The sequence below is a fragment of the Rhizobium sp. YTU87027 genome (genome assembly GCF_050644135.1).
Classification (GTDB): domain Bacteria; phylum Pseudomonadota; class Alphaproteobacteria; order Rhizobiales; family Rhizobiaceae; genus Rhizobium.
Genome location: NZ_CP098441.1, coordinates 526397 through 550748 on the forward strand (window position 1 = coordinate 526397; position 24352 = coordinate 550748).

22 protein-coding genes and 3 pseudogenes are annotated in these 24352 nt (G+C 59.1%); 15 read left to right on the forward strand and 10 right to left on the reverse strand.

Annotated features, from left to right (window positions below):
• Positions 1-2: 2 nt before the first annotated feature.
• Positions 3-1202, forward strand: coding sequence for an acyl-CoA dehydrogenase family protein (locus tag NBG89_RS21205; RefSeq protein ID WP_431324093.1), 1200 nt, complete (start codon positions 3-5; stop codon positions 1200-1202).
• 70 nt (positions 1203-1272) lie between these two features.
• Here NBG89_RS21205 and NBG89_RS21210 read toward each other — a convergent pair whose 3' ends face one another.
• Together NBG89_RS21210 and NBG89_RS21215 are read right to left on the reverse strand one after the other, a co-directional pair.
• Positions 1273-2490 (reverse strand): SfnB family sulfur acquisition oxidoreductase, encoded by a 1218-nt coding sequence (locus NBG89_RS21210; protein WP_431324094.1) that lies wholly within the window; start codon positions 2488-2490, stop codon positions 1273-1275.
• Positions 2491-2677: 187 nt separating this feature from the next.
• A pseudogene (locus NBG89_RS21215) lies at positions 2678-3027 on the reverse strand (ABC transporter ATP-binding protein); the annotation flags it as partial.
• Positions 3028-3194: 167 nt separating this feature from the next.
• On the opposite strand from NBG89_RS21215, the gene NBG89_RS21220 reads away from it, so the two are divergent.
• On the forward strand, positions 3195-3632 hold the full coding sequence (locus NBG89_RS21220; RefSeq protein WP_088704290.1) for a hypothetical protein: 438 nt from the start codon (positions 3195-3197) through the stop codon (positions 3630-3632).
• 93 nt (positions 3633-3725) lie between these two features.
• On the opposite strand, the gene NBG89_RS21225 is transcribed toward NBG89_RS21220, so the two are convergent.
• The 3 genes and pseudogenes from NBG89_RS21225 to NBG89_RS21235 form a co-directional block, all read right to left on the reverse strand.
• Positions 3726-4364: a hypothetical protein gene (locus tag NBG89_RS21225; protein WP_431324095.1), complete on the reverse strand. Its 639-nt coding sequence runs from the start codon at positions 4362-4364 to the stop codon at positions 3726-3728.
• A gap of 203 nt (positions 4365-4567) precedes the next feature.
• Positions 4568-5368 (reverse strand): inositol monophosphatase family protein, encoded by an 801-nt coding sequence (locus NBG89_RS21230; RefSeq protein WP_431324096.1) that lies wholly within the window; start codon positions 5366-5368, stop codon positions 4568-4570.
• A 651-nt stretch (positions 5369-6019) separates the two neighbouring features.
• Positions 6020-6583 (reverse strand): annotated as a pseudogene (locus tag NBG89_RS21235) (site-specific integrase); the annotation flags it as partial.
• A gap of 175 nt (positions 6584-6758) precedes the next feature.
• On the opposite strand from NBG89_RS21235, the gene NBG89_RS21240 reads away from it, so the two are divergent.
• From NBG89_RS21240 to NBG89_RS21255, 4 genes and pseudogenes are all read left to right on the forward strand, one after another.
• Positions 6759-7265 carry a hypothetical protein gene (locus NBG89_RS21240; RefSeq protein ID WP_431324097.1) on the forward strand — a complete coding sequence of 169 codons (507 nt, stop codon included), beginning with the start codon at positions 6759-6761 and terminating at the stop codon, positions 7263-7265.
• Between the two features lie 84 nt (positions 7266-7349).
• On the forward strand, positions 7350-8672 hold the full coding sequence (locus tag NBG89_RS21245; protein ID WP_431324098.1) for a type II toxin-antitoxin system HipA family toxin: 1323 nt from the start codon (positions 7350-7352) through the stop codon (positions 8670-8672).
• A 17-nt stretch (positions 8673-8689) separates the two neighbouring features.
• Positions 8690-8962: a helix-turn-helix transcriptional regulator gene (locus NBG89_RS21250; RefSeq protein WP_431324099.1), complete on the forward strand. Its 273-nt coding sequence runs from the start codon at positions 8690-8692 to the stop codon at positions 8960-8962.
• Between the two features lie 267 nt (positions 8963-9229).
• Positions 9230-9439 (forward strand): annotated as a pseudogene (locus NBG89_RS21255) (type II toxin-antitoxin system RelE/ParE family toxin); the annotation flags it as partial.
• Between the two features lie 183 nt (positions 9440-9622).
• Here NBG89_RS21255 and NBG89_RS21260 read toward each other — a convergent pair.
• The 3 genes from NBG89_RS21260 to NBG89_RS21270 form a co-directional block, all read right to left on the reverse strand.
• Positions 9623-13015 (reverse strand): acyl-[ACP]--phospholipid O-acyltransferase, encoded by a 3393-nt coding sequence (locus tag NBG89_RS21260; RefSeq protein WP_431324100.1) that lies wholly within the window; start codon positions 13013-13015, stop codon positions 9623-9625.
• Between the two features lie 92 nt (positions 13016-13107).
• On the reverse strand, positions 13108-13389 hold the full coding sequence (locus NBG89_RS21265; RefSeq protein ID WP_431324101.1) for a YiaA/YiaB family inner membrane protein: 282 nt from the start codon (positions 13387-13389) through the stop codon (positions 13108-13110).
• A gap of 47 nt (positions 13390-13436) precedes the next feature.
• The gene (locus NBG89_RS21270) at positions 13437-14123 is read right to left on the reverse strand and encodes a PspA/IM30 family protein (RefSeq protein WP_431324102.1); all 687 of its coding nucleotides are present in this window, start codon (positions 14121-14123) and stop codon (positions 13437-13439) included.
• Positions 14124-14234: 111 nt separating this feature from the next.
• Here NBG89_RS21270 and NBG89_RS21275 point away from each other — a divergent pair, with 111 nt between their 5' ends.
• Positions 14235-14846 (forward strand): TetR/AcrR family transcriptional regulator, encoded by a 612-nt coding sequence (locus NBG89_RS21275; RefSeq protein WP_431324103.1) that lies wholly within the window; start codon positions 14235-14237, stop codon positions 14844-14846.
• Between the two features lie 213 nt (positions 14847-15059).
• Here NBG89_RS21275 and NBG89_RS21280 read toward each other — a convergent pair whose 3' ends face one another.
• On the reverse strand, positions 15060-15539 hold the full coding sequence (locus NBG89_RS21280; protein ID WP_431324104.1) for an Lrp/AsnC family transcriptional regulator: 480 nt from the start codon (positions 15537-15539) through the stop codon (positions 15060-15062).
• 166 nt (positions 15540-15705) lie between these two features.
• Here NBG89_RS21280 and NBG89_RS21285 point away from each other — a divergent pair, with 166 nt between their 5' ends.
• From NBG89_RS21285 to NBG89_RS21305, 5 genes are all read left to right on the forward strand, one after another.
• A complete protein-coding gene (locus NBG89_RS21285) occupies positions 15706-16485 on the forward strand; it encodes an ABC transporter ATP-binding protein (RefSeq protein WP_431324105.1) in 780 nt (259 codons plus the stop codon).
• 45 nt (positions 16486-16530) lie between these two features.
• Positions 16531-17304 carry a transporter substrate-binding domain-containing protein gene (locus NBG89_RS21290; protein ID WP_431324106.1) on the forward strand — a complete coding sequence of 258 codons (774 nt, stop codon included), beginning with the start codon at positions 16531-16533 and terminating at the stop codon, positions 17302-17304.
• Between the two features lie 9 nt (positions 17305-17313).
• Positions 17314-18039 carry an ABC transporter permease gene (locus tag NBG89_RS21295; RefSeq protein WP_431324107.1) on the forward strand — a complete coding sequence of 242 codons (726 nt, stop codon included), beginning with the start codon at positions 17314-17316 and terminating at the stop codon, positions 18037-18039.
• Between the two features lie 11 nt (positions 18040-18050).
• Positions 18051-18740, forward strand: coding sequence for an ABC transporter permease (locus NBG89_RS21300; RefSeq protein WP_431324108.1), 690 nt, complete (start codon positions 18051-18053; stop codon positions 18738-18740).
• Positions 18741-18836: 96 nt separating this feature from the next.
• Complete coding sequence (locus NBG89_RS21305; protein WP_431324109.1) at positions 18837-19757, forward strand: homocysteine S-methyltransferase family protein; 921 nt, start codon at positions 18837-18839, stop codon at positions 19755-19757.
• Here NBG89_RS21305 and NBG89_RS21310 read toward each other — a convergent pair.
• Positions 19735-21072 (reverse strand): glycoside hydrolase family 28 protein, encoded by a 1338-nt coding sequence (locus NBG89_RS21310; protein WP_431324110.1) that lies wholly within the window; start codon positions 21070-21072, stop codon positions 19735-19737. The genes NBG89_RS21305 and NBG89_RS21310 overlap by 23 nt on opposite strands.
• A 217-nt stretch (positions 21073-21289) precedes the next feature.
• Here NBG89_RS21310 and NBG89_RS21315 point away from each other — a divergent pair, with 217 nt between their 5' ends.
• The 3 genes from NBG89_RS21315 to NBG89_RS21325 are packed head-to-tail and all read left to right on the forward strand — an operon-like array spanning position 21290 to position 24296.
• Entirely contained in the window at positions 21290-22531 is a 1242-nt protein-coding gene (locus NBG89_RS21315; RefSeq protein WP_431324111.1) for an ABC transporter substrate-binding protein, read from the forward strand.
• Positions 22528-23481, forward strand: coding sequence for a carbohydrate ABC transporter permease (locus NBG89_RS21320; RefSeq protein ID WP_431324112.1), 954 nt, complete (start codon positions 22528-22530; stop codon positions 23479-23481). Before NBG89_RS21315 ends, NBG89_RS21320 begins: the two co-directional genes overlap by 4 nt.
• A complete protein-coding gene (locus NBG89_RS21325; protein WP_431324113.1) occupies positions 23478-24296 on the forward strand; it encodes a carbohydrate ABC transporter permease in 819 nt (272 codons plus the stop codon). Before NBG89_RS21320 ends, NBG89_RS21325 begins: the two co-directional genes overlap by 4 nt.
• Positions 24297-24352 lie beyond the last annotated feature (56 nt).

A 24352-nucleotide genomic window follows, 5' to 3' on the forward strand; every position in this document is an offset into this window, starting at 1 on the left:
CTATGAGCCAGCCCAACGTGCTCTTTGCCACCAATCGCAATACCAGCCGGGAGGATCTATTCTCCCGCGCCGAGATCATTTCTGCCGATCTCTCCAGGCGCGCTGCCGAACTTGATCGTGAGGGGCGCCCACCGCTTGCCGAGATCGTCAAACTCAAGAGTTCTGGCCTTTTGAACGCCCTCCATGCGCCAGAGCTCGGCGGCGGCGGACTGGACTGGGTGGACGGTTTGAAGCTCACGCGCATTCTCGCACGTGGCGAAAGCTCGATCGGCCAGCTGCTCGGCTATCACTTCGTCAACAGCCAGTACGTCTACTGGGCATTCGACGAGGCCCGCGCCCGCATTCTAGGGGCGGAAACGGCCGCCAAGAGCCTCTATTGGGGCGCCGCCGTCAATCCACGCGATCCCGGCCTTGTCCTGACGCGTCGCGGCAGTGGTTATGTGCTCAACGGTCGCAAGTCCTTCTCCACGGCGGCGCACGTCTCCGACTACATCAACGCCAATGCGAGCCTGGACGACAAGATTGTTGGCTTTGCGGTTCCGACAAGCCGTCCGGGCTATACCGCCAATGACGACTGGGACAATTTCGGCCAGCGCCTGTCCGACAGCGGTAGTGTCGAGTTTCACGACTTCCCCGTCTACGAGGAGGATTTCGTCGATGCGCCGGATGCAGCGCCGCCCGTGCTCGCCACGTTCAACACGCCGCTGATCCAGCTTGTCTTCGTCAATTTCTATCTCGGTACGGCAGAAGGAGCGCTTCAGGCAGCGATCGACTATGTGAAAACGACGACCCGACCGTGGGTGACGTCAGGTGTCGCGCGCGCTGCCGACGACCCCTACATCCTTGAGCGCATCGGCGAGTTCACGGCAGCGCTGAAAGCATCGGCGGCACTGGCGGACGCCGCCGCGGCAGCCGTGCAGGCGGGCCTCGCCAAAGGGCATCATGTGACGGAGCGCGAGCGAGGCGAAGCGGCGGCTGAGGCCTATGCCGCCAAGGTCCATGCGACCCATGTCTCGCTCGACATCACGTCGCGCGTCTTTGAGCTGACCGGTGCGCGCTCGACGGCGCAGCGATATCGGTTCGATCGCTTCTGGCGAAATGTGCGCACGCACACGCTGCATGACCCGGTCTTCTACAAGGCCAAGGAAGTCGGTGAATTCGTTCTGAACGACAGGATTCCTGAGGTCAGCCTCTACAGCTGAGGCGCGTCATCGTGATAAAACAAGACCCCATTCCCGACACCGGGATGGGGTTTCGTTTTGGCTGATCCTTTTACAAGGCGCCACTTTTGGGCGGTATGACGCCGTTCAGGTGATAATTGCCGACGACGTGGTTCTTCCAACGCACCGGATCGTGCAGGGTGTGGGTTCGTGCATTGCGCCAGTGCCGATCGAGATTGAGATCGAGCTTCACGGATGCTGTGCCGGCCAGTTCAAAGAGGGTATTGGTGGCTTCAAGGGCGATTTCGGTCGTCAGAACCTTTGCGGCCGCCACCGCAAGCGTCGCCGCCACGACCTTTTCCTCCGTCATGTCGATCTGCGCTGCATCGACTTTGCGGCCGGCCCTTTCGGTGGTCGCCGCTGCGGCCTCCAGCCGAATGGCAATCTGGCCGATCCTGGCGATCGTCAACGGATCGTCCGACGCGTGGTCGACGCCGCTGTTCGTCCAGGGGCGCGACCTGGTCCGCACGAATTCGAGCGTTTCTCTGAAGGCAGCACGCGCAATACCAAGATCGATGCCGGCGTGAATGATCTGCCCGACAGAACCGATGGTCGTCGGACGCTCAAACCCTTTTTGATGATGCACGACGGAATCTGCGTGGACATAGACATTGTCGAGAACCGTGGTGCCACTGCCGGTGACGCGCTGACCAAAGCCGTCCCAGTCGTCGATGACCTCCACGCCCCCGGTGCCTTTCGGCACGAAGGCCATGACCAGCCGCTCCTCCTCGTTAAGTGCGAAGATCGTGATCCAGTCGGCAAACAGGACACCCGTGGAGTAGTATTTCTGCCCGTTGATGCGGTAACCGATGCCATCGCGCGTGATGCGGGTATTGTAGTGGCCGACGGTCTTTGTTCCGCGCTCCGAAAGAGCATTGCCGAAGCGGTCGCCGGCAAGCGCGCGGCTGAAATAAAATCGCTTCTGCTCTTCCGTTCCGTCAGTGCGCAGCGCCTCCAGGATGTAGAAATGGTTCTGCGGGATCTGACCAATCGAGCCGTCTGCTTCGGAAAGAATGGCAGTGATCTCGGCCAGCACCGAATTTGACACGTCGAGCCCGCCATACTGCTCGGGAACCGTGATACCGAGCAGGCCGGATTGCGACAGGGCGTCGAGCTCGGCGAAGGGGAGCAGCCTCTCACGGTCTCGCCTTGATGCACTTGTCTGAAACCGCTTGGCAAGCTCCTGCGCGACAGCAATCGCCTGCTGTTCATTCTCAAGAGAAATCGCTGCGGATCGGTCCGGTACGAGGTGATGCAGTTGCGCGTTCATGGCTTGCTCCCGTTCTGTTTGGCGTCACCATGCAGCATCCGGGGAGGGGCTTCGAGGTAAGACTTTTCCTATTTGGCGTCCGTGGCGGCTGTGTATTTCCTAATCCATAGAATTAATGGATTCTTGCCTTAGACGGGGTCCGTGGACCAGGCGACCTCGTCCCGTACCGGTTGACCAATGCCATTGTCTAAAGGATGTAGCTGATTGGGTTGTTGCTGACGGGATGCGCAAAGACGCACTTCTCCAAGTCGAAGACCGATTTCAGGCATCGGAACGCACGATCTTGCAAGGCGTACCGTGTGCGAAGACGCGGCCATTCTTCAGGGCCACAATCTCATCGCTGTAGAGGGCGGCCAGATTGATATCGTGGAGGACGACGACGATCGTCAGCCGGCGCTCGTGGCTGAGTTCGCCAAGCAGCGCCAGAACGCCGTCCTGGTGCAGGAGGTCCGGCGCCGAGGTCGGCTCATCGAGAAGCAGGCATTGCGCATTCTTCGCCAGCATCATGGCAATCCAGGCTCGCTGCTTCTCGCCGCCCTCCGGCGAACAGAGGCCAGACCCAAGGCAGCCTGTCATTCAACTTGCTTCGGCCTGCATAAATCCTTTCGAAGCTATCTTGATTGGGCTTCCCCGTCCCCTAGCTCAATTACACAGGGCGTAAGCGCGAATGGGGCTACGCAGATTTCAGCCGAATGGAGCCCGCCATGAAACATCAGACATTGGAGCAACTGCAGAATATTGCGGATATCGACCAGACATATCCGCACCGCATCATGTCGCGAACCGAACGTCTCGAGCGCTGGGTGGAGCTTCTCGAGCTTAGTCCGCATCGAAGACTGGCGACCCTCTACCAGACGGAGCATCAGCCGACTTCAGTCTTATCGCTCCTGCGGAGTGATAACTCGCCGATTTCGGTCGCCTTCGAGGATCCGATCCTGCGGGCTGCCGGATTGGAAGATGACACCTACGGTCAGGCCAGAAAATTCTTCAGCCTCACCGACGGTGAACTACACAATATTCTTTGCTATTGCCATTTCGGCGCGACGGTCAACGCCGCAACGGCAGCCCATCATGTACGGGGAATTCTCGGCGCTGAACGGCCGGGTTTATTCTCTCGCTTGCGGGCACTGTTCATATCCTGACCAGAAACACGGTTGGGCTCGATCGGACGCCTGAGCTGTTTCCCTTGGGCCGCCGGGTGGCGGCCTTTTGTTTAAAATCTTCAGCAGCACCAATCACTCTGCCTCGTCGCCGGACAGCCCGGTCTGCTGCTCAAGATTGCTAAGGCACGCATCGTTGTGGGCGAAGCGCAGAATGCTGTAGACAGCCAACCCCGCGTCCTCGCTGCCGGAAATGGTCACGCTGGCAGATTGGGCATTTTGAAATTTTGTGCTCAGGTTGTCCCATTGCTCAAAGATCTGTCGCTCCTGGGCAATGACCGCTTCCTTGAACATTCCGTCCTTGCCGAACTTGGACGCAGCGACGTGGTCGATCTTCTCGTCTGCGGGACCAAACTGGGACGCGAGCAGGGAAGCCGCTTCCTTGTAGACTTGCCGGGTCGTGGTGCCACGCTGATCATCGTCGATGTAGCGAGAAACGGCAACGACGTTGCAGATTCCCATCCCACTGACATAGGCCAGCACATATTGGTCGTAGAGGTCATTTCCGTCAGGCAAGCTGTTGCAAGAATATTGGCCTGTCGTATCCGGCTGATTGCCGTAGATTGGCTTGCAGCCGAGCGCGGAGGGCAGGGCATCCTGTGAAACGCCAAATGGGCGGAAGGCAGGAGTTGACGTCTGGGCCGGTGATATGGACGCGGTGACAGTTGCAGTCGCCGCGAGAGCCACGGACGTCAGAATATCGATCAAGGCCATCGAATCTCTCCCGAATAAGATCGGGCAATATCACAGCATCGGGCTTCGCAAACCCGGCATACTCGTAGATAGGGTGTGGCAGGGTGACTTTCCACAGCCTTTCGCCTTGGCCCCGGCGTTCGGCACCATCGCAATTCCTTGGGGCGGGGATAGACGGCCGTGCCACTCTTGACGCGACCGGCCGTCGGTCGATGAAGACGGGATCAGACGCCAGCGATCTTGCGCAGATCGTCGATCGCACCGGGTGCGGCAGCAAGCACGGGTGCGCCCTTCGTCAGCCTCTCGCCTGCCACGGGAAAAGGATGGTACCAACCGCCTGCTTCCTTCACGAGGCAGTATCCGGCCATGCAATCCCAGGCATGCATGTACGGCTCGTAGTAGCCGACGAGACGGCCTGCTGCGACATAGGCAAGCATCAGGGCGCCCGATCCATTGCGGATGAAATTGCCGCCGGCCTCCAAAAGGCTTTCCACGATCCCAGCCACGAGAGCCGGTGTAACATGGCTGTTGGCGCCGATGCCGGTCACGGCGTTTCGAACAGTCCGCGACGGATCCAGCGATAGCTTCTGGCCGTTCAGCGTTGCGCCCTTGCCGAGTGCCGCAGCGTAAAGCTCGTCGTGGCACGGCGCGCAGATGACACCGACAACCGGCACGCCGTCATGCAACAGGCCGATGGAGACGCACCAGTTCGGCATGCCGTTGACGAACGGGCTGGTGCCGTCGATCGGATCGACGACCCAGGTAAACCCAGAGCTGCCTTCTTCAAGGCCATACTCCTCGCCGAGCACACCATCGGTGGGAAAAGCTTGCTTGAAGCGTGCGCGGATCAGGGTTTCGACATTCCGGTCTGCGAGCGAGACGACATCCTGCGGATCGCGTTTGGTTTCGACGACCAGTGTGTCGCGGCGTTTGAAGTAATCGAGCGCTATTGCTCCTGCCTCGCGGGCCACAGCTTCGGCAAGCCCAAAACGCGCTTCGAGCCCGGCTACGACATGTAACGTCATAAAAATCTTTCCTTGATGAAATGCGGCGCTCAGCCGCCTGTGATGGCAATCTTGCTATCCTTGAAGCCAATTCCCAGGTTGTCAAAGGCATCAGATGCCCTTTCTAGCGAGGAAAGATGACAACCAAATGTGGTGTGCTGATTCTGATTTCACAGTCGACTTGATCGCCAAGATAGGCGCGTCAGTCTTCCTCTGGCTGAAGACCTCACCCTGGTGGTATCCGGTCTCAGAGCCAAGCCTGCCGTGTGGCTTTACTTACCGATTTCAATTGAAGCGCCGGATGCCATAGTGAGATTGACCTGGAAACGGTCGCGCCGGCGCCGATATTTGCGGGTCATTTCGGCGCTCGCATGGCCGAGCTACCTCTGCACCGACGTTGTTGACCGCCCCGACGGACATCTCGCCAGAAACGCGATTTCGAGTTGATGTTCGATCACCTCCGGGCTCACCATTTCTGTCTTCGGACATTGTTTTTCCATCATTTTTTCCTCTATTTGTCTCATCGGAATTCCGGTTCGATGAAAGTGGGACAGTTTTGCGGGCCACATAGGTTTTGCGGCGCTCGAAACCGGCGTCAATTATGCGCTTGGATTGGGCGGCTTTGGTGTAGTGCTGCGCCATCTTGGAATCAGACCAGCCGAAGATCGCCATCAACTGATGTTCGGTCGCGCCGGCTTCGGCGATAATGGTCGCGGACGCCTTTCTGAGGCCGTGCGACGAGCATTCCGGCAAATCGGCATCGTTGCACCACTGGCGCATCTTGTTGCTGAAGCCGTTCCCGCTGAACGCCTTGCCGTATTCGGTGATAAGGAAGATCGGCTGATCATGTGTGATCGCGTCCAGCGCCTCCCGCAGCTCGTCTGTGACAGGCAGGCTGAGGGACTGTGCATATTTGCCGCAACCCTTCTCCGGCATGAATTCGATACGGTCGTCGACCAGGTTCCGCCAGCCGAGCTTGACGAGATCGGAGCGCCTCACGCCCAAATTCAGCATCAGTTCCATTGCAAGCCGGGCCATCGAGCCGAACGGATAGGCGGCGCGATAGCGCGCCAACTCGGCTTCGCTCCAGATGTGGAAACCGGGCGACTTACGGATTTTGGTCACGCCATTCGCGGGGTTGAAGGTCGCCAGCTCGGCGCTGATAGCCCAATTGAAGAGCGCCTTTAGGTACTTCACCAGCTTGTCGGCAGCGCCAGGCGTGCCAACACGCTTCATCTGACTGGCTTCGATGTCGGATTTGCGAATCTTCTTGAAGGGCAGCTCGCCCACATTGCTGCAATAGCGATTGAGAACGCTCTTCTTGTCTTTCTGCGTGGCCGGGGACTGGCTCTGAAACCCTTGGACCGATAATAGGTCTCGACAAGCCAGCGAACGGAGCCGGGCTCCAGTCTTGAAATCGGGACCGTCTTTTCACCACGATCGCCAGCCAGGAAAACTGTCAGGTGGAGCCGGACAAGCGTTTGAAGCTCATCCGGTTCCTGATCGACTACGCCGAGCAACACGGCGAATTCACAGAGGAAATTGCAGAAAAATACCTCAGGTCAGCGATATGAGTAAATCGAGCTTCGAAGAGCAGATAATGCAGGGCGTATACGCGCTTGGTCGCCAGCGTGATCAACTGGCATCCGAGAAACGAAAGTTGGCAAGGCAGTTGCGCTATGCCCAACATTCGGCACGGCCAACGAGCCTTTCAAAGCAATACGATTTCGGGATGGTCTTCTTCGCTGCAATGGGAGCTGTCTCGCTCATCTTATTCGATGCAAGCAGCGGCTCCGAAGCTTGGTTGACGCCCGCACTGAGCCTGTTCCTCATGCTGTTCGCTTGCGGTAGTGCGCTGCGAGGCCGGAAGATGGTCAGCCGGATCAGAAGCTTCCACGACCGCTTTGGTAGCTGGTAATTCTAAGGGTAATTATTCAACCCACCGTGATGGGTTGAATAATTCCGAAAATTGCATTATTTGAACCATTGAAAGGGTCAATTAATGCGCCTAACGCTCCAAACCCATTTTAATAGTGAGTGGCATCACGCCGCCACGCTAGAACTCAAGGACGACGCGGCCGGCTTCCCGGGCGCGTCGATTGTCGATTACGATCTCGACTATTTCATCACCGTAGCGTCGGCGGAATTCGCGGCCGGAAAAGCCGTCCGCGACCATCGCGCCTTATCCGTCCGTTACCCCGTCGACCTCGAAAATCGATATAGTCGTAGCTGGCCGCCCTTCCTATTGGATCTTATGCCCCAAGGGCATGCGAGGCGAAAGCTTGCCGAGCATCTCGGCCTTGCTGAAGGCTCGCGCGCTTCCGATCTGCCGCTGCTTCTGCGATCGGCAACGGGCGGCATAGGCAATATTCGGATCAAAGAAGCGGCAGACGCCGAAACGGAGCGGCTGCGCGGTGTTGAGCGCCAAGGGGTGACAGAGGCGGAAATCCTTGAGCGGTCGGATCGCTTTATGGAAGTGGCCGATCGCTTCGGAATGCTCGCCTCCGGTTCAAGCGGCCTGCAAGGCGAATGGCCGAAAGTCTCGATGACCCAGGCGATTGACGGTCTCTATTATCCCGACAGCTTCGTGACCGATGATGAGGCTGTGCGCCACGTCATCGTCAAGCTGGTCCGCAGCAATGAGCCCGTCGACCGCCTGATTCTGGAAGGGGAAGCCCTTTATTCGCGGATCGCTCAAGAAATCGGTCTGAAGGTCAACGAACCATCGACCTATGCCGAGGGCGTCCTGATCATTCCCCGTTTCGACCGGAAGAAGAGAGAAGGAGGCGGAACCGTCCGACTGGGACAAGAAAGCCTCGTGTCCGCGATCGGCGTTGCCGATTTCGGCCATGTCGGCACGCATGAGGCCTATATCGACGTTCTGCGCCAATATTCGGCCGATCCCTTCGCGGACATTGTCGAATATCTGAAGCGCGACATCGCCAATCTGGCGCTCGGCAATCCCGACAATCACGGCCGGAATACCGCTCTCAACAAGCACCAGGATGGCACAATTCGTCTATCTCCGCTCTTCGATTTCGCACCAATGCGGCTCGCCAAAGAGGGGATTGTTCGCTCCACCCGTTGGGCCATGATGCGTGACGGTGGTCGCGATCATCTTCCCGATTGGAAGCGGATTTACGCTGAACTAATGCCCGATCCTGCTGAGCAGAAAGCGCTCGCAGCTACGCTTTCCGAATTTGCCGAACATCTGCGCCAGGTGCCAGCTATGGCGAAAGAGATGGGAGCGTCTCCGGATATTCTGGAGCGTGCGATGGGACGCTGCATCGCGATAGCGGACAGCGTTTTGGGGGCGTGTCAATGATGGCGAAGGACCGCTAAATGGCTCGATGGAAGAAGCCGACGAAAGAGGAGATTCTTGAAAACCGGCGGACACTGGCAGAACGTGCTCGAACAGGTGACTTAAGGCTGCCTGAAGCGGTTGCAGATATCCGAAAAGGTTTCGGCATGACGCAGGAGGAGTTCGCCAAAACGCTTGCGCTAACGCGGCGACAAGTTGCGGAGATCGAAGCAGGCACCGCGAACCCAACGCTCGAAACATTGGAAAAGATAGGCCGATTATTCGGATTCCGTGTTGGTTTTGTGGCCAAATAGCTCTGCGCGGCATGAAACGCGAGCCACACAGACATTGAATATTCGGATTTTCAAGAGTTCGTATTGTGGGCACCCGACGGTAATTTGTAGCGCAGTTTTTCATTCAGCCAACAGGACTGAAAATCCCGCGCTGAACACGACAAACTGACGATTTCTTATGGCCAGAAGCAAGCAACGTCTGGAGTAACACCGCTCTGCGATGACCCGGGCCACGGAGCCATGTATGGCTCTGTCTGGGACGATGACAACGGCATTCTCCTGGCTGACCTGCGTGTCGAAATCGATCGTCTCGTCAATACGCCCTATATCGGGACATGGCCGCCCGATAGTCATCCCGGGACCCGGCTTCTTCGGCGGGACAAGGCGGCTATTTGGTTTCTACCGGTGGAACATAGCCGCACAATCATCGTCGCGGCAATTTTCTACGGCGCGCAGGACCACATCAGAAATATGCTCGCACGTATGCTGGCGGGATAAGGTCCCTACAGCCGCCAGGGATCGAGGAGACGCAAAAGCGCTGAGAGATCGATGCGCTCCACTGCCGCCACTGGGAAGCGCTTGCGCGTGGCTCATCACCTGCGGCAGCAGAAGACGGATCTCGCTAGAAACCCGACGTCTTGCTTCGTCGGCTGCCACCTCACGGTCCCGCGGAATGTCATTTTATGCGGTCTGCTGCTGCGATCCACTTTCGGCCATTTTGCGCGCTGCGACAAAATCCACCTTTCCTGAGCCCAGCACTGGCACCTTGCCGATGTTGACCTCGGCCGGCACCATCATGTCCATTGCGCCCTTCGATTTCGCGAAGGTGAGGAATTCGGCACGGGTGGCGGTCGGGGCGTCGGTCAGGAGCACCAGGCGTTCGCCCTTCTTGGCGTCGGGGATCGAGGAGACGACCGAGAGCGCGCCTGGCCAAAGTTCGGCGGCAAGTGTCTCGACGGCTGCGAGCGACACCATCTCGCCGCCGATCTTGGCGAAGCGCTTGGCGCGGCCGCGGATCTTGACGAAGCCGTCCTCGTCGATGGTGACGATGTCGCCGGTGTCGTGCCAGCCGTCGGCAAGCGGTTCGAGCACGCCGGGATTTTCCGCGCGGAGATAACCGGCCATGACATTGGCGCCGCGCACATGCAGCCGGCCGCCCTCATCGATGCCCGGCATCGGTTCGAGCCTCCATTCCATGCCCGGCAGGACTTTGCCGACCGTACCCGACCGGTTGTACATCGGGGTGTTGATCGAAATGACCGGCGCGGTCTCGGTGACGCCGTAACCTTCGAGAATGCGCAGCCCGAACTTTTCCATATAGGTCTGGCGGGTCGAGGCCTTCACCGGCTCAGCGCCGGAGAAGATGTAGCGGATCGAGCGGAAATCGTAAGGATGCGCCGTTCTGGCATAGCCGTTGAGGAAGGTATCGGTGCCGAAAATGATCGTGGCGTTGGAGACATAGACTAGCTCCGGCACGATCCGGTAATGCAGCGGCGAGGGATAGAAATAGACCGGCACGCCGGAGATCAGCGGCAGCACGGTGCCGGCCGTCAGCCCGAAGGAATGGAAGACCGGCAGGATGTTGAACACCTTGTCGCCACTGTGGAAATCGATGCGGGCGGCGGCCTGCGCGGCGTTCGACAGCACGTTGCTGTGGGTCAGCACCACGCCCTTCGGCGTGCCTTCCGAGCCCGAGGTGAAGAGGATGACGGCCGGATCGTCGGGCTGGCGCTTGACCAGCGGCCGCGCTTTTCTGAGGTAGCCGAGAATCTTGTCCTTGAGGCCGATCTCGGCTCTCAGCTCATCGAGCCAGACGATCGTCAGCTGCTTTTCCAGCTCCTCGATGACAGGGCCGAGCTTGGCCTGGGCAACGAAGACGCGCGAGGTCAGCACGTGTTTCACCTCGGCGGCCTTGCATGCGGAGAGGATGTTGGCGGCGCCGGCGGTGAAGTTCAGCATGGCCGGCACCTTGCCCGCCGTCATAACGCCGAGCAGCGTGGCGGCCGCGCCATTGGCATTCGGCAGCATGACGCCAAGGTTTCTTTCCGGGAAGCGGGCGCGGAACTTTGCGCCGAGCACGGCAGCCCCTGCGAGCAGCTTACCATAGCTCAGCCTGCCGGTGACCGGATCTTCGACCGCAAGCTTTTTCATGCCGAATTCGTGCCCCGCCTGTATGACGCGGTCGAGAACGGTTGAGGAGGTATCGGCGGTGCGGAACAACAGGTTCGACATCACCTGATAGAGGGCAGCCCCCGCCGCCGTGCGACGCTTGCGGCCTTTGAGCTCCGGCGGCACTTCGAGCTTCACCGGCTCGAGAATGGTGACCTTGACCTTGGGGAACAGGCGGCGGCGGATCTTGCCGTCGCCGAGATAGGAGAGATAGCTCTTCTCGAGCCCGTCGATCTTGACCGGCACCACCATCGAGCCGGTCTTGTCGGCGACCATGGCCGCACCGTCGTAGACTTTCATCAAGGTGCCCGTCACCGTCAGGCGGCCTTCGGGGAAGATGCCGATCGGATTGCCTTCCTGCACCACCTTGATCAGCGAGCGCGTCGCCATCGGCTTTGTCGGATCGAGCGGCAGGAATTTGCACATCCTCAGGAAGGGCCGCACCCACCAGGCCTGGGCAATCTTGTAATCGACGGCAAAGACCGGCTCCTCCTCGGTGATCGCGAGCGCCAAGGCACCGTCGAGCAGGCTGACATGGTTGAGCGCAATGATCGGCGCCCGGCCGGCCTTCTTGATATTCTCAAGCCCCTCGACCTCCAGCCGCATGAAGGCGCGGAACAGGATCGAGATGAAATCGCGCATGGCATTGGTCGGCAGCGTCTTCAACATCAGCCAGGCAACCGCGAAATTGACGATGCCGAGGCCGATCAGGATCTGAGGTATGGTGGCGCCGAGCGCCTGGATGACGGCGACGAGACCGAGGCCGACAGTGATGAACAGTGCCGAGAGCACGTTGGCGGCGCCGATGACGCGGGCACGGCGGTCCTCATGCGCCCAGCTCTGCAGGCCGGCGAAGGTGGGCACGGCGATGAAGGCGCCCGAGATCGCCATGCCAGCGAGATCAATGGCGACGCGAATGGTGTTTTCGCCGGCGAAGAAATCGAGGATCGTTGTCGCGTGGGAAGCCGATTGCAGGCCCCAGAGGTTCCAGGCGAGATCGAGGCTGAAGAGGCCGAGCAACGCCGTGCCGACGGGCGCCGGCAGAAGCACGATGCGGCCGGACGACATCCAGGCGGCGATGCCCGAGCCCACCGCAACCGCCACGGCGAAGACCGTGAGATAGGCCGGCACAACGAGCTCGGAGCCGCCGAGCAACTCGGTCACCATTGTCGGCAGGATGGAGAGGGTGAATGCACCGACCAGCCAGAACCAGCAATTCATCAGCGCCGAACGCCACAACCGCTTGTCCTCGCGGATTTCCATGACGAGGGTGTAGCTGGAGCGGATGACGTTGCGGTCGATCTGAAGATCCGGCGCCTTGGAGCCGGTCGGCGGGATCATCCGGCTGGCCAGCCAGCAGAGCACCGAAAGCCCCATCATCATCGAGCCGAAGAGGAACACGTTGTCGCCGCTCGAAAAGGCGAGTGCGGCGATGATCGTGCCGCCGAGGATGGCGATGAAGGTGCCGCCCTCGATCCAGGCATTGGCCTTCGGAAGGTCGCGGCGTTCGAGATGATCGGGCAGGATGCCGTATTTGATCGGCCCGAACAGCGCCGAGACGACGCCGAAGCCGAAGAGTGCCGCCATTAGCACGAAGATCGAGGAGAAGCCGAGGCCGATAACGGCAAGGGCGGCAATGCCGATCTCGCAGCGCTTCAGGAGCTCTGCAACCTTGGCCTTGTCGTGCTTGTCGGCGATTTCGCCGCCGATGGCAGACAAGAGCAGGAACGGCACGATGAGGATGACGCCGGCAAGCGTCACAAGCGCCGCCCCCTCGCTCGCCGACATCTTGTAGAGGATAAGGAATACCAGGGTATTCTTCAGGAAATTGTCGTTGAAGGCGGTCAGGAACTGTGTCCAGAACAGCGGCGCGAACTTCCTCGATGTCATCAGCTTGTGTTGCACGGAAGGACCCTCTTTTGATTGGCAGAGAAGGCCACAGAGTTGTTACGCAAAAGTTGAGTGCGGCAACAACCCTGCGCTGTGGTTAACGAAGATCAGTTGTCATCGCTACGATTGAATTTGACCAGCAGCTTCTCAGTGCGGGCGTCCTCGACCTTGCGGATCAGCTTCTCGGATTCGGCATTGTCGCGCAGCGTCTTGGTGATGTTCACCGTCGTCTGCACCAGCATCAGGATGCCCATAGCGAGATAGCCTTTGCCCCAGAGATCAAGCGGCATCATGTAGAGGCCTAGCGCCAGCATGAAGGCGGCGGCGCCGAATGAGATGTAGGAGAAACTGACCCAGCTGGCGGAATGTTTCTGGAAACTGTCGTTCATTGTCGTAATCCCTCAGGTTCGATGGAATCGATTGTCAATGGATGGGTTCAGGCGGCCGGGTCGACCCGGCTCTTCAGGCGGGTGAGCACGTCATCGGCGGAAGAGCGCAGCGGCGGACCGAAGCCGGCATTGGCAAGCTTCTCGATGATGCCGGCCGGGCGCGTTGCCCCCTCCATGTCCTTCAGCGCTGCGGCCGTCATCTCGTTTTGGCTCTGGCGCAGGCGAAGGCGGGCCAGCGTCTCCTCGGCATCGTCGAGCGTGGAAAAGCGGGAGCCGGCGACTGCCACATCGAGCTTCTGTGCCTGTTCGGTGGCGCGGGCCAGCCGCTCGCCGCGCTGCAGTTCCTGTAGCCGCGCTTCCGACGCTCGCACGATCGCCTTCAGCTTGTCGATCGCGCTTCCGAACTGGGCCTGCGCCTTCTCGGACGCATCGCGCTCCGCTTCCAGGAATGCGATCGCTTCCGCCGCCTCGCGGGCCAGTGCCTCGTTGCGTCGCGCAAGCGCCTGGCAAGCACGGCTCTCCAGATCACCGATGCGGGCGACGATCGTCGCGTGCTGCAACTTCTCCTGCTCGTTCTGAGCGATGGCGACGGCGACGCTGCGGCGCGCCTGCTCGATCGATTGCACCGCATCGCGGATCTGCTGGGCAAGCAGCGGCACGGCATTGCGATCGGCAAAAGCCTGCTCGGCAGCATGGGCCTTGCCCCGCAGCAGAATGGAAATCAGTTTGAACATTTCCTTCCTCCGGTTTATGAACGCTGTTCACGAAATGAGTTGTGGCAGAATCGTGAACGCCGTTCAAGAATATTTTGAACGACGTTCAAAAAAATCGAAAGGAGATGGTTAATGGTCGGTCGACGGGAAGAGAAACGCGAGGATCTGAAGGCCCGGCTGATCGAGTCGGCGCGCGAGCGGATCGTGCGCGACGGGCTTGCAAATCTCAGGGCTCGCGACATTACCCAGGATGCCGGCTGCGCGCTCGGCGGGCTTTACACCGTTTTTTCAGACCTGGCCGAACTCGTCATCCATGTGAATTCGGCGACGCTGAAGGCGCTGGAGGCCAGGCTGGCGCTTGCCGAAACCAAGGACAGGAGCCCGACCGACCGGCTACGCAACCTGGCGCAAGGTTACCTCAGCTTCGCTGTCGAACACCGCAACCTTTGGAAGGCGCTGTTCGACCACTTTCCCCCCGACACCAGCCCAACGCCACAATGGCACCTCGACGAGCACCTCTTCCTGATGGACGTGATCGCCGAACCGCTTGCCGAACTGCAGCCGGGCATGCCGCCCGAAGATCGCGCCATCCGCGCCCGCACTCTCTTCGGCGCCGTCCACGGTGTCATCAGCATCAGCCTCGAAGGCCGCTTCGTGGGGCTGCCGCCCGAGCGCCTTGAGCGGGAGGTGGACGAACTGGTCCTGACCATTGCCGCCGGAGCGGCAAAGCGACGTGAGTCTTGAGCTCGGCGTGATGATACGCGCTCTTGCTGGTCGTTTGTTTGAGCTACCGCGATGCCTCGCGCCGCCGCTTCATCTCCGGAGCAGAATAAAGGCTACCCAGAGCGACGCATCGCTGGCATTGTCGATCTTGCACAGGGCATTTCCAGTCATGAAGGGTGGCCGACACGCTGGTTTGCAAGGACAACACCGGCGTTTATTGCGTGCAGTTCCCAATCAGTCATCGGCTGCAGCTGCAAGCGGAACGAAGAGCCCAAGCTTTACGTCGCGAAGTACCACATTGGTATGCATGCGCCGGATCTGGGGGTTTTCCGCCATGATCAGGGCTGCAATGTCGTCATAGTGCTCGACGTCACGGGCGGTGACGATGGCAATCAGATCCACGGCTCCCGTGACGTAGTAGACCTGCTGGATGTGCTCCTGTTTTTCCGCCCAGAGCCGAAACTTCGCCAGTGCATCGTAATTGTCCCGCTCAATTTCCATGCCGACGATGAACACCATCGGCGTGCCGGTCGCCTTGCGCTCGACGATCGCCACCTCCGCCTTGATGATCCCCTCTTCGCGCAGACGCTTCAGACGCCGTTGAACGGCAGAGGTAGAAAGACCGACGTCGTCGGCAATGGTCTCGGCGGTGAGCTGGCAGTTGCGTTGGACGAGCTGGAGAATGTCGCGGTCAAAGTGATCCAGTTTTTCCATTTTTGTCTCCTTCGATGACCGAGCGGCAAACTGCTTCGTTTATTCTATCCGAAAACACGCAATGAGGAGAGATTTTTGCACATATTATGCATTTTAGTCTACGTTTGCGCGCAAAATTCGCGCAGGTTCGCGATATTCTGCCCAAATTGCTTATACGGAAGTGTGAATGCCAGAACCGTCCTCCCAGGCACTCAGTGTCGATGATCTACACAAGAGCTTTGGCTCGCACGAAGTCCTCAAGGGCGTTTCAGCAAAGGCCAATCAGGGCGACGTGATTTCGATCATCGGTTCGTCCGGCTCTGGAAAGAGCACCTTTCTGCGATGCATCAATCTGTTGGAGGTTCCCGACCGCGGTCGCATCATCGTGAATGGCGAGGAAGTCGCCTGGAAGCGGACGCATCGGGGGCAATTGCAGCCAAAGAGCTGGCGACAGATCGAGCGGATGCGCGTCGGCCTCGGCATGGTCTTCCAGAGTTTCAATCTCTGGGGACACAAGACGGTGCTCGAAAACATTATCGAGGCGCCGCTTCATGTCCTTCGCATGCCGCGCCTGGAGGCGATCGAGAAGGCAGAAGCGCTCCTCGCCAAGGTGGGTCTTTATGACAAGCGCGACGCTTATCCTGCATTTCTCTCCGGCGGCCAGCAGCAAAGAGCGGCGATCGCCCGCGCCCTTTGCATTGAACCGTCCGTGATGCTTTTCGACGAGCCGACGTCGGCACTCGACCCGGAGCTGGTCGGCGAAGTGCTCAAAGTCATACGCGACCTCGCCGAGGAGGGGCGAACAATGCTCATCGTTACTCACGAGATGCGTTTTGCGCGCGATGTCTCAAGCCACGTCCTCTTCCTGCACCAGGGACGGATCGAGGAAGAGGGGCGCCCCGAACAGATCTTCGAGGCTCCCATTAGCGCGCGCTGCCGCGAATTCACCGGCATGCTGGCCCGCTGATCTCTGGCGCTTTCACATGCAACAACATCAGGAGAACCTTCAAACATGAAACTGCTCCCCATGCTTCTTGCCGGCGCTGCGCTGGCATTTTCGGCCATCACCGCTCAGGCCGAGGTTCGTTTCGGTATCATGAACGAATCTTATCCGCCGTTCTTCGCCAAGGATGCCTCCGGCCAGTGGCAGGGTTGGGAAATCGATCTGATGAACGCCGTATGCGAAGAGATGAAAGAGCAATGCTCAATCGTCGAGCTGTCCTGGGATGGCCTCATTCCTGCCCTGCAGAGCAAGAAGTTCGACGTTATCTGGTCGTCCATGTCGAATACGCCTGAGCGTTCGAAGGTCATTGATTTCACAGACAAGTACTACAACACGCCAAGCACGCTGATCGGGCCGAAGGATGAAAAGGTCGGCGCAACCGCGCAGGATGTGAAGGGCAAGACCATCGGCATCCAGGTCTCCACCATTCAGTCGGACTACTTCAAGAAGTATTTTGCCGGGGTCGCGGACGAGAAGACCTATCAGACGCTCGATGAGGCATTCCAGGACCTTTCTGCCGGGCGCATCGACTACGTGTTCGGCGATTCGCTTGCTCTGGATGCCTTCCTGAAAAGCGATAGCGGCAAGGATTGCTGCGCCAAGGCCGGTGACGTTGCAGATGACAAGGAGATTCTCGGGGCGGGCGTGTCTGGCGGCCTGCGCAAGGAAGATGCCGAGCTGAAGGCAAAGCTCAACACAGCGATCGCCGCGGTACGCGAAAGCGGCAAGTACGACGAAATCACCAGGAAGTACTTCGACTTCGACATCTACGGCGCAAAGTAGGCGGTCCCGATGGCGGCGGCCCGGCAAGGAATCTTCGAGCTTCTTTCACCCTATCCACCTGGATGGGGTGGGACGTTGCTCGCGGGTGCAGTCTCCACCATTGCGATTTCTGCCGGCGCTTTCCTGATCGGGCTTCTGCTTGGGACGGGAGGCGCTCTTGGCAAGCTCTCCGGTAACCGGCCGCTTCGCCTGCTGCTCGATCTCTATACAACGGCTGTTCGCGCTATTCCGGAACTGATTTTAATCGTCGGGCTCTATTATGCCGGCATGGACGGCCTTAATCGGCTCCTGGCGACGGTTCGTCTGCCGCATATCGAGGTGAATGGCTTCGTCGTCGCCGTTGCCGTCCTCGGCTTCGTGCAGGGTGCTTACATGACGGAAGTGCTGCGGGGAGCGATTCTTGCCATTCCCGCAGGCGACATAGAGGCGGCGAAGGCCTTCGGCATGGGACCGCAATTGCGCTTTCGGCGCATCATCCTGCCGGCCCTCCTGCCGAACGCGTTGCCGGGCCTTGCTAATCTCTGGATGTCGGTTACCAAAGACAGCGCGCTGGTTGCCGTCGTCGGTTACCAGGAGCTCGCGCTTGCCACCCGCCTGGCCGGCGCAAGTACCAAGCACTACTTCATCTTCTTCCTGGCGGCAGCATTTCTCTACCTCGCCCTCACGCTTGTCTCCAACGTCGTCTTCAGCCTGATCGAGCGTCATGTGCGGCGCGGCCAGCCGAAGCCAGCCTGAGGAGTGCCAGCATGACCTTCACATGGATGGCCTCCTATTGGCCGCTTCTCCTGGCAGGTGCCGCACAGACCGTTCTGCTCCTGGCGATCTCGGTTGTTTTCGGCTTCGCACTTGCGATCGCCCTTGCCTTTGCGCAGATAAGCGGGGGGCCCGTCATGAAGTATTTCGCGAAGGGCTATTGCACCTTCTTGCGTGGCACGCCCCTGCTTATCCAGCTCTGGCTTCTTTACTATGGTGTCGGTTCGCTGCTCCCGATGATCCCCGGTATCCGCCAGAGCCTGTTCTGGCCCATGCTGCGCGAGGGCTTCTTCTTTGCGGCCGTGAGTTTCACCCTGAACTACGCCGCCTATGAGGCGGAAGTATTGCGCGGCGCACTGCTTGCTGTACCGAAAGGCGAATTGGAAGCAGGGCGCGCATTCGGCATGTCGCGCTTCAAGCTCATCCGACGCATCTGGCTGCCGCGGGCCATCCGCATGGCATTGCCAACGATCGGTGGTGAGATCGTCATGCAGTTGAAGGCGACCCCGCTCGCTTTCACCGTTACCGTGATGGATCTCTATGCAGTCGCAAGCAAAGTCCGCCAGGACACATTGCTCGTCTATGAGCCGCTGATCGTGGTGACCGTGTTCTATCTCATTCTCACCGCCACGATTGCCCGCGTCTTCAGCCGCCTTGAGGCGGAGGTGCCAGTGCGACGGTAACAAGAGGAACATGCCTTGTCGACTTCCAACTGCTGCAACGATGATTGCCGCTCTCTGGCTCCTGATAACCCCCTGATCTAAGTTCGGAATGTTCCCATGAATAAAGTCTGCATCCTCGACGGCGGCATGAGCCGCGAACTTCTGCGGCTCGGCGCCGAGCTGAAGCAACCGGAATGGTCGGCTCTCGCGCTTATCAATTCGCCAGACATTGTGCGCAAGGTCCACGACGAATTCGTTGCCGCCGGCTCCGACGTCATTACGACCAACAGCTATGCTGTCGTGCCGTTTCACATCGGCGAGGACCGCTTTTGGAAGGAAGGCGCTGCATTGCTCGCCCGCTCCGGGAAGCTTGCCCGTGACGCAGCCGACGCCTGCACCGATCGCAAGGTCCTGGTTGCCGGATCGCTACCGCCCATTTTCGGTTCCTACGAACCGAAGAATTTTGATCCTTTGCGGGTAAAGGACTATCTCACCGTATTCGTGCAAAATCTCGCCCCCTATGTCGATGTCTGGCTCGGTGAAACCCTGAGCCTCATTGCCGAGGGGGATGCCGTTCGTGCCGCGGTCGCGCAGACCGGCAAGCCATTCTGGATCTCATTCACCCTGGCCGACGATGCAGCGCAGACAAGCGGTGCCGTACCAAAGCTGCGCTCGGACGAGCTTGTCGAGCAGGCGGCGTTATGGGCGGCCCAATCGGGTGCAGACGCGCTCCTGTTCAACTGCAGCAAGCCGGAAGTCATGCGCGCGGCCGTCGACGCGGCAGCCCGGATCTTCAAGGAACGTGCCTCGCCCATCAAAATTGGCGTGTATGCAAACGCCTTTGAGGGCGAGCAAGCAGATGCAGCCGCCAACCAGGGCCTCCACGAGACGCGGAGTGACCTTGATGATGACATCTACTCGCGCTTTGCCTGTTCATGGGTGGAGGCAGGTGCAACCATGGTCGGCGGTTGTTGCGGGATCGGCGCTAAACATATTCACCGTCTCCGTGGAGCGCTTAGGGACGAACCGTTGCAATGAGCGGCGAAGGCGATCGGTCCTCAATGCAAAGGGCTGTGTTATTCCAGCCTTTTGGAAGAGGATCTGGGCGCACGACGTCAACGCCATCCAGTACGAGGTCTGCGGTATTGTGCGCAAAGACGGCGGGCATGCCTCCCGGATAATCGACAAGGCCGATGATCTTGCCATCGGCACCGCGAACCCAGGCATTACCCCGACCCTCCACCTCCTTGGGCGGGGATAGGTCGACATTCGTGGGGCGCAGGTCATATTGCTTGGCTGTTCCCAAGGGGCCTTCCTGCATCGTCAGTTGTATGTTGCGGAGAGTTAGTCCAGCGATCCCGCCGCTTCGCTCCGCGAAGAGATTGATGGGGCCGTGGCTGCGACCGATGACGTTCTCGACGCGGACGTTCCTGACGAGGCCAGCAGGCATCTCCGGGCGGCGATCAAGTTGCGTAATCGTTAGCGCTTCACCAGAGCCCCAAAAGCCGTCGGCTGTCTCGTGGCAGTCGATCTCGATGTCCGAGAAGACGACACTATCGATGGTTCCGCCGTCGCGGGAGAAAATACCGAGCGCTCGATTTGAATCTTGCACCTTGGAACGCATGAACCGAACATTGCGGATGTCGCCGAAACTCTCAGTGCCGATCTTCAGCGCACAGCTGTTGCTCTCGACGAGGCAAGCCGAGACGTCGATATTCTCGCAACGTCCGATACCCTTTTCGCTCCGACTGGTCTTTAGGCAGATGCCGTCATCCGCCGTGCTGATGACAGTTTCGCTCACCGCAACGTCTACGCAACTGTCGATAACGATTCCATCCGTGTTCGGGAGTTGCCGATTGTTGAGCACCTTTATGCCGTTGACGATCACAGCGTTGCAGCGGACGAGATGAACCGTCCACATCGGGGATTCCTCGATGATAACGCCTTCGAGCCTGACGTTGCTGCAATCCTCGAGCACAATGACCCTCGGGCGCTTATCGTTCGGTGTGTAGGTGCCGACGGTCTCGTCGAAGCCGGTGTTGAAGGCGTAGGCCGAACCGATGATCTTCCCTTTGCCTGATATCGCAATGTTATTTACGTCATGTGCCACGATGTATGCGCGATCGGATCCCTCCGCGACTACACTTACCGAATTTCGCTCATAGAGCTCATAGTCGGGAACGAACTCGAGCATCGCACCCGCCTCAATCGACAGAGTTATGTCGCTGCGAAGGCGGATCGGACCCGATAGGTGACGTCCAGCCTGCAGCCGAAGCGTTCCCCCGCCGACGGCAGCCAGCCTGTCGATGAATTGCTGCAGATCTGCGCCATTTGGCTCGACGGAAATGTCCATTGCGGTTCCTCTCATTTCCCCCAACAGTTAGGCCACATGAGTTTATTCGTCAACAGGACGAACTAATTGCGTGTGGGCGATCCGGTTTATGTTGACTCCACCGAAAACTCGTATTTAATTCGTCATGGTTACGAACAAACGCTCACCCAAGGGAGTGAATAGTGGGCCGATCGTTCGCAGAGTTCTTGAAAAATGAGGAGCCAAGAAGGGGAACCCTATGAAACCGCTCAAGACATTGATGATGACAGCAGCTGCAATGGCGATGACGATGTCGCTTGCGGCAGCATCCGAACTGAAGATCGTCTGGTACGTTGACAATGATCAGGAAGAGGCGAACACCCGCGCCCTGCTCGACCAGTATACCAAGCTGCATCCCGACACCACCTTCGATCTCGAAATCACCCCGTATGACGGGATGATCCAGAAATTCCAGCAGTACGCGGCCTCCGGCATCATGCCGGATTTGTCGCTGACCTCATCGATGGAACCCGTCATCCGCCCCTTCCTCGTCGATCTCAACAAGGAAATCGGCCCCGAATGGATCAATGACTTCGTCAAGGGCTGGGGCGACGGCGCCAAGCTTGGCGACAAGGTCATCGCCGCGCCGCTGCGCGTGACCTCGACCGGCATCTTTTTGAACGCCGATGCCTTCAAGAAGGCCGGCGTTGCGATCCCGGATCAGGCGACCGGCTGGACCTGGGATGAATTCATTCCGAAGATCAAGGAAGTCGCCGAAAAGTCAGGTACCCGCTATCCTCTGGTGTGGGACGTTTCGGCAAGTCGCTGGATCGTTCACGAGTACCAGTACGGCAATCACATTTATACCGAGAAAGAACCGGTCAAGGTGATCATGGATGAGGCAGCGTGGACGAGCACGCTCGACAAGTTCATCGACATCACCAAGGCTGCGATGCCGCCTGGCCTCTGGACCGGAGCAAGCTCTGATAATCCGAAGGAAATCTTCACCGCCGGTCAGGCTGTCGCCTATATGTCGGGAAGCTGGCAAATCGCCGGATTGGCCGACAATGCGCATTTTGCGTGGCAAGCCGGCCCGACGCCGCGGGGCACCGTTGCGTCGTCGATCTACGGCGGCGACTATATCGTCGCCTTCAACACGAGCCAGCATCTTCCGGAAGCCGTTGAATTCATCAAATGGATCACGTCGCCGGACATCCAGGCGCAGTATGCCAAGACCTTCGGCATGATCCCGGCCAATCTGAAGGCGCCGGCCGTCAAGTATGACAATCCGGCCGCGACCGAAGCGATCAAGGCAATGCAGAACGAGCTGAACGCCAGCCCTGCCTACGCGGCAACCGACCAGGCCTGGCCGCAAATGCAGGCTGTCTGGGGTACCGTGAAGACGGCAGTCACCCAGGCTGTTGCCGGCCAGATCTCCTCCGCCGAGGCCATTTCGCAGATCAAGAAGGCAGCCGATGCCTCGCTTGAGGCCGGAAAGTGACGACGGCCATGCTGGAAGATAGCCGTTCGGCACTGGGTTCCCACCCGGTGCCGAAAGGTCTGCGAGGTAGCTTGGCGAGCCTGAGCTGGCCTTACCTGCTCATGCTGCCCACCATGGCACTCCTCGTCACCTTCACGCTCTATCCGCTGGTGCAGGGCCTGTTCATGGCCTTTTTCAAGCGGGGCGTGGTGGTTGTTCCACAGGTGCCAAGTACCGTGCCGCAATATATCGGCCTGGAAAACTTCGTTGGGCTCCTAAGCAACGCCGATTTCCAGAATTCATTGCTCAAGACGCTCCTTTTCGTTGTCATTGCAGTGCCGCTGAACATTGTCGTCTCGCTGGCGCTGGCTCTTCTTCTGTCGCCCCAGACCAGGCTGTTTGCGCTCGTGCGCACGATTGTCTTTTTCCCCTCCATGATCAGTCTGCTGATCATCGGTGTTGCCTGGCGGTGGCTCTTCGGTCTCAACAACGGCCTGGTCAATTACCTGCTATCGCTGGTCGGAATTGCTCCAGTGCCATGGCTGGAGCAGGACACGATGGCGCAAGTTGCTGTCGTGATCGCCTGGGTGTGGGCGCAAGCCGGGTTCAACATGATGATCTTCATCGCCGGCTTGACGGCAATTTCGATCGATTATTACGAAGCCGCCTCGATCGACGGTACCAGCAAGTGGCGACAGTTCACCCATATCACCCTGCCGCTCCTCAAGCCGACGCTGGCAGTTGTTTTGGTGCTGTCCTCGATCGAGGCCTTCAAGGTCTATGAGCTCGTCGTCTCCCTGACCGGCGGCGGTCCGGGCAAGGCGACCGTCTACCTCATTCAGACAATCTACGACACTGCCTTTCAGAAGCCTATGCAAGCCGGCGTCGCGGCGGCCCAGTCCATGGTGCTGTTCATCATCCTGTTGCTTCTGACGATCTTCCAGCTACGTGTATCGCGGGGTGAAAAATGACGCGCATCTACACTCCCTGGCGCTTCTTCTTCGTCGCGCTGACGCTATTCGTCTTCGTGATGCCGCCGGCTTGGCTGTTCCTGTCGTCATTGAAGTCGCAGCAGGAGATCTTCCAGTGGCCGCCGACCATTTTTCCGGCGCAACCGACGCTGCAGAACTTCATCGACACGGTGTCGCGTGCGAAGTTTCTTGTTTTCTTCCGCAATTCTGCTGTTGTCTCGGTGCTCTCGGCGTTTCTTTCGGTCACCATCAGCGTGATGGCCGGCTACGCGCTCGCGAAGTTCAGGTTCAAGGGAGATACGCTTTTCTTCCTGCTCATCATGTCGTCGTTGATGGTGCCGCTGCAGATCATCATGATTCCGGTCTTTCTGGTGCTGCGCGATCTCAATCTTCTCGATACGCTGGCGGGCATTATCATCGCGCCGGCGGCAACGCCCACCGGCGTCTTCCTCATGCGCCAATACATCACCAACATTCCAGACAGCCTTCTGGAGGCGGCGCGTCTCGACGGGACGCCGGAGTGGCGAATCCTGTGGAGGATTATCGTGCCGCTTGCCATACCCGCAATCGGAACGCTACTTGCCTTCAATCTCGTATGGCGCTGGAACGACTATCTCTGGCCGTTCCTCATCATCAGCGATCAGGATAAATGGACTGTCCAGGTTGCGCTTGCCAATACCGTCGGGCGCTTCGGCATCAACTGGCCGCGGCTATTGTCCATGTCGGTGCTGTCGGTGCTGCCCGTGCTTGTGATGTTTACGGCGTTGCAGCGCATGCTGATGAGCGGCCTGATGGCGGGCGCGACAAAGGAATAGAGCTGCACCACACCAACTGAACTCCAAAGCCGCCCTCAAAGGCGGCTTTTTTGTGT

Bases quoted from the DNA above. Each gene is read 5' to 3' on its own strand.
- NBG89_RS21205 (WP_431324093.1), top strand. From the start codon at position 3: ATGAGCCAGCCCAACGTGCTCTTTGCCACCAATCGCAATACCAGCCGG.
- NBG89_RS21210 (WP_431324094.1), bottom strand. From the start codon at position 2,490: ATGAACGCGCAACTGCATCACCTCGTACCGGACCGATCCGCAGCGATT.
- NBG89_RS21220 (WP_088704290.1), top strand. From the start codon at position 3,195: ATGAAACATCAGACATTGGAGCAACTGCAGAATATTGCGGATATCGAC.
- NBG89_RS21225 (WP_431324095.1), bottom strand. From the start codon at position 4,364: ATGGCCTTGATCGATATTCTGACGTCCGTGGCTCTCGCGGCGACTGCA.
- NBG89_RS21230 (WP_431324096.1), bottom strand. From the start codon at position 5,368: ATGACGTTACATGTCGTAGCCGGGCTCGAAGCGCGTTTTGGGCTTGCC.
- NBG89_RS21245 (WP_431324098.1), top strand. From the start codon at position 7,350: ATGCGCCTAACGCTCCAAACCCATTTTAATAGTGAGTGGCATCACGCC.
- NBG89_RS21250 (WP_431324099.1), top strand. From the start codon at position 8,690: ATGGCTCGATGGAAGAAGCCGACGAAAGAGGAGATTCTTGAAAACCGG.
- NBG89_RS21265 (WP_431324101.1), bottom strand. From the start codon at position 13,389: ATGAACGACAGTTTCCAGAAACATTCCGCCAGCTGGGTCAGTTTCTCC.
- NBG89_RS21270 (WP_431324102.1), bottom strand. From the start codon at position 14,123: ATGTTCAAACTGATTTCCATTCTGCTGCGGGGCAAGGCCCATGCTGCC.
- NBG89_RS21275 (WP_431324103.1), top strand. From the start codon at position 14,235: ATGGTCGGTCGACGGGAAGAGAAACGCGAGGATCTGAAGGCCCGGCTG.
- NBG89_RS21280 (WP_431324104.1), bottom strand. From the start codon at position 15,539: ATGGAAAAACTGGATCACTTTGACCGCGACATTCTCCAGCTCGTCCAA.
- NBG89_RS21285 (WP_431324105.1), top strand. From the start codon at position 15,706: ATGCCAGAACCGTCCTCCCAGGCACTCAGTGTCGATGATCTACACAAG.
- NBG89_RS21290 (WP_431324106.1), top strand. From the start codon at position 16,531: ATGAAACTGCTCCCCATGCTTCTTGCCGGCGCTGCGCTGGCATTTTCG.
- NBG89_RS21295 (WP_431324107.1), top strand. From the start codon at position 17,314: ATGGCGGCGGCCCGGCAAGGAATCTTCGAGCTTCTTTCACCCTATCCA.
- NBG89_RS21300 (WP_431324108.1), top strand. From the start codon at position 18,051: ATGACCTTCACATGGATGGCCTCCTATTGGCCGCTTCTCCTGGCAGGT.
- NBG89_RS21305 (WP_431324109.1), top strand. From the start codon at position 18,837: ATGAATAAAGTCTGCATCCTCGACGGCGGCATGAGCCGCGAACTTCTG.
- NBG89_RS21310 (WP_431324110.1), bottom strand. From the start codon at position 21,072: ATGGACATTTCCGTCGAGCCAAATGGCGCAGATCTGCAGCAATTCATC.
- NBG89_RS21315 (WP_431324111.1), top strand. From the start codon at position 21,290: ATGAAACCGCTCAAGACATTGATGATGACAGCAGCTGCAATGGCGATG.
- NBG89_RS21325 (WP_431324113.1), top strand. From the start codon at position 23,478: ATGACGCGCATCTACACTCCCTGGCGCTTCTTCTTCGTCGCGCTGACG.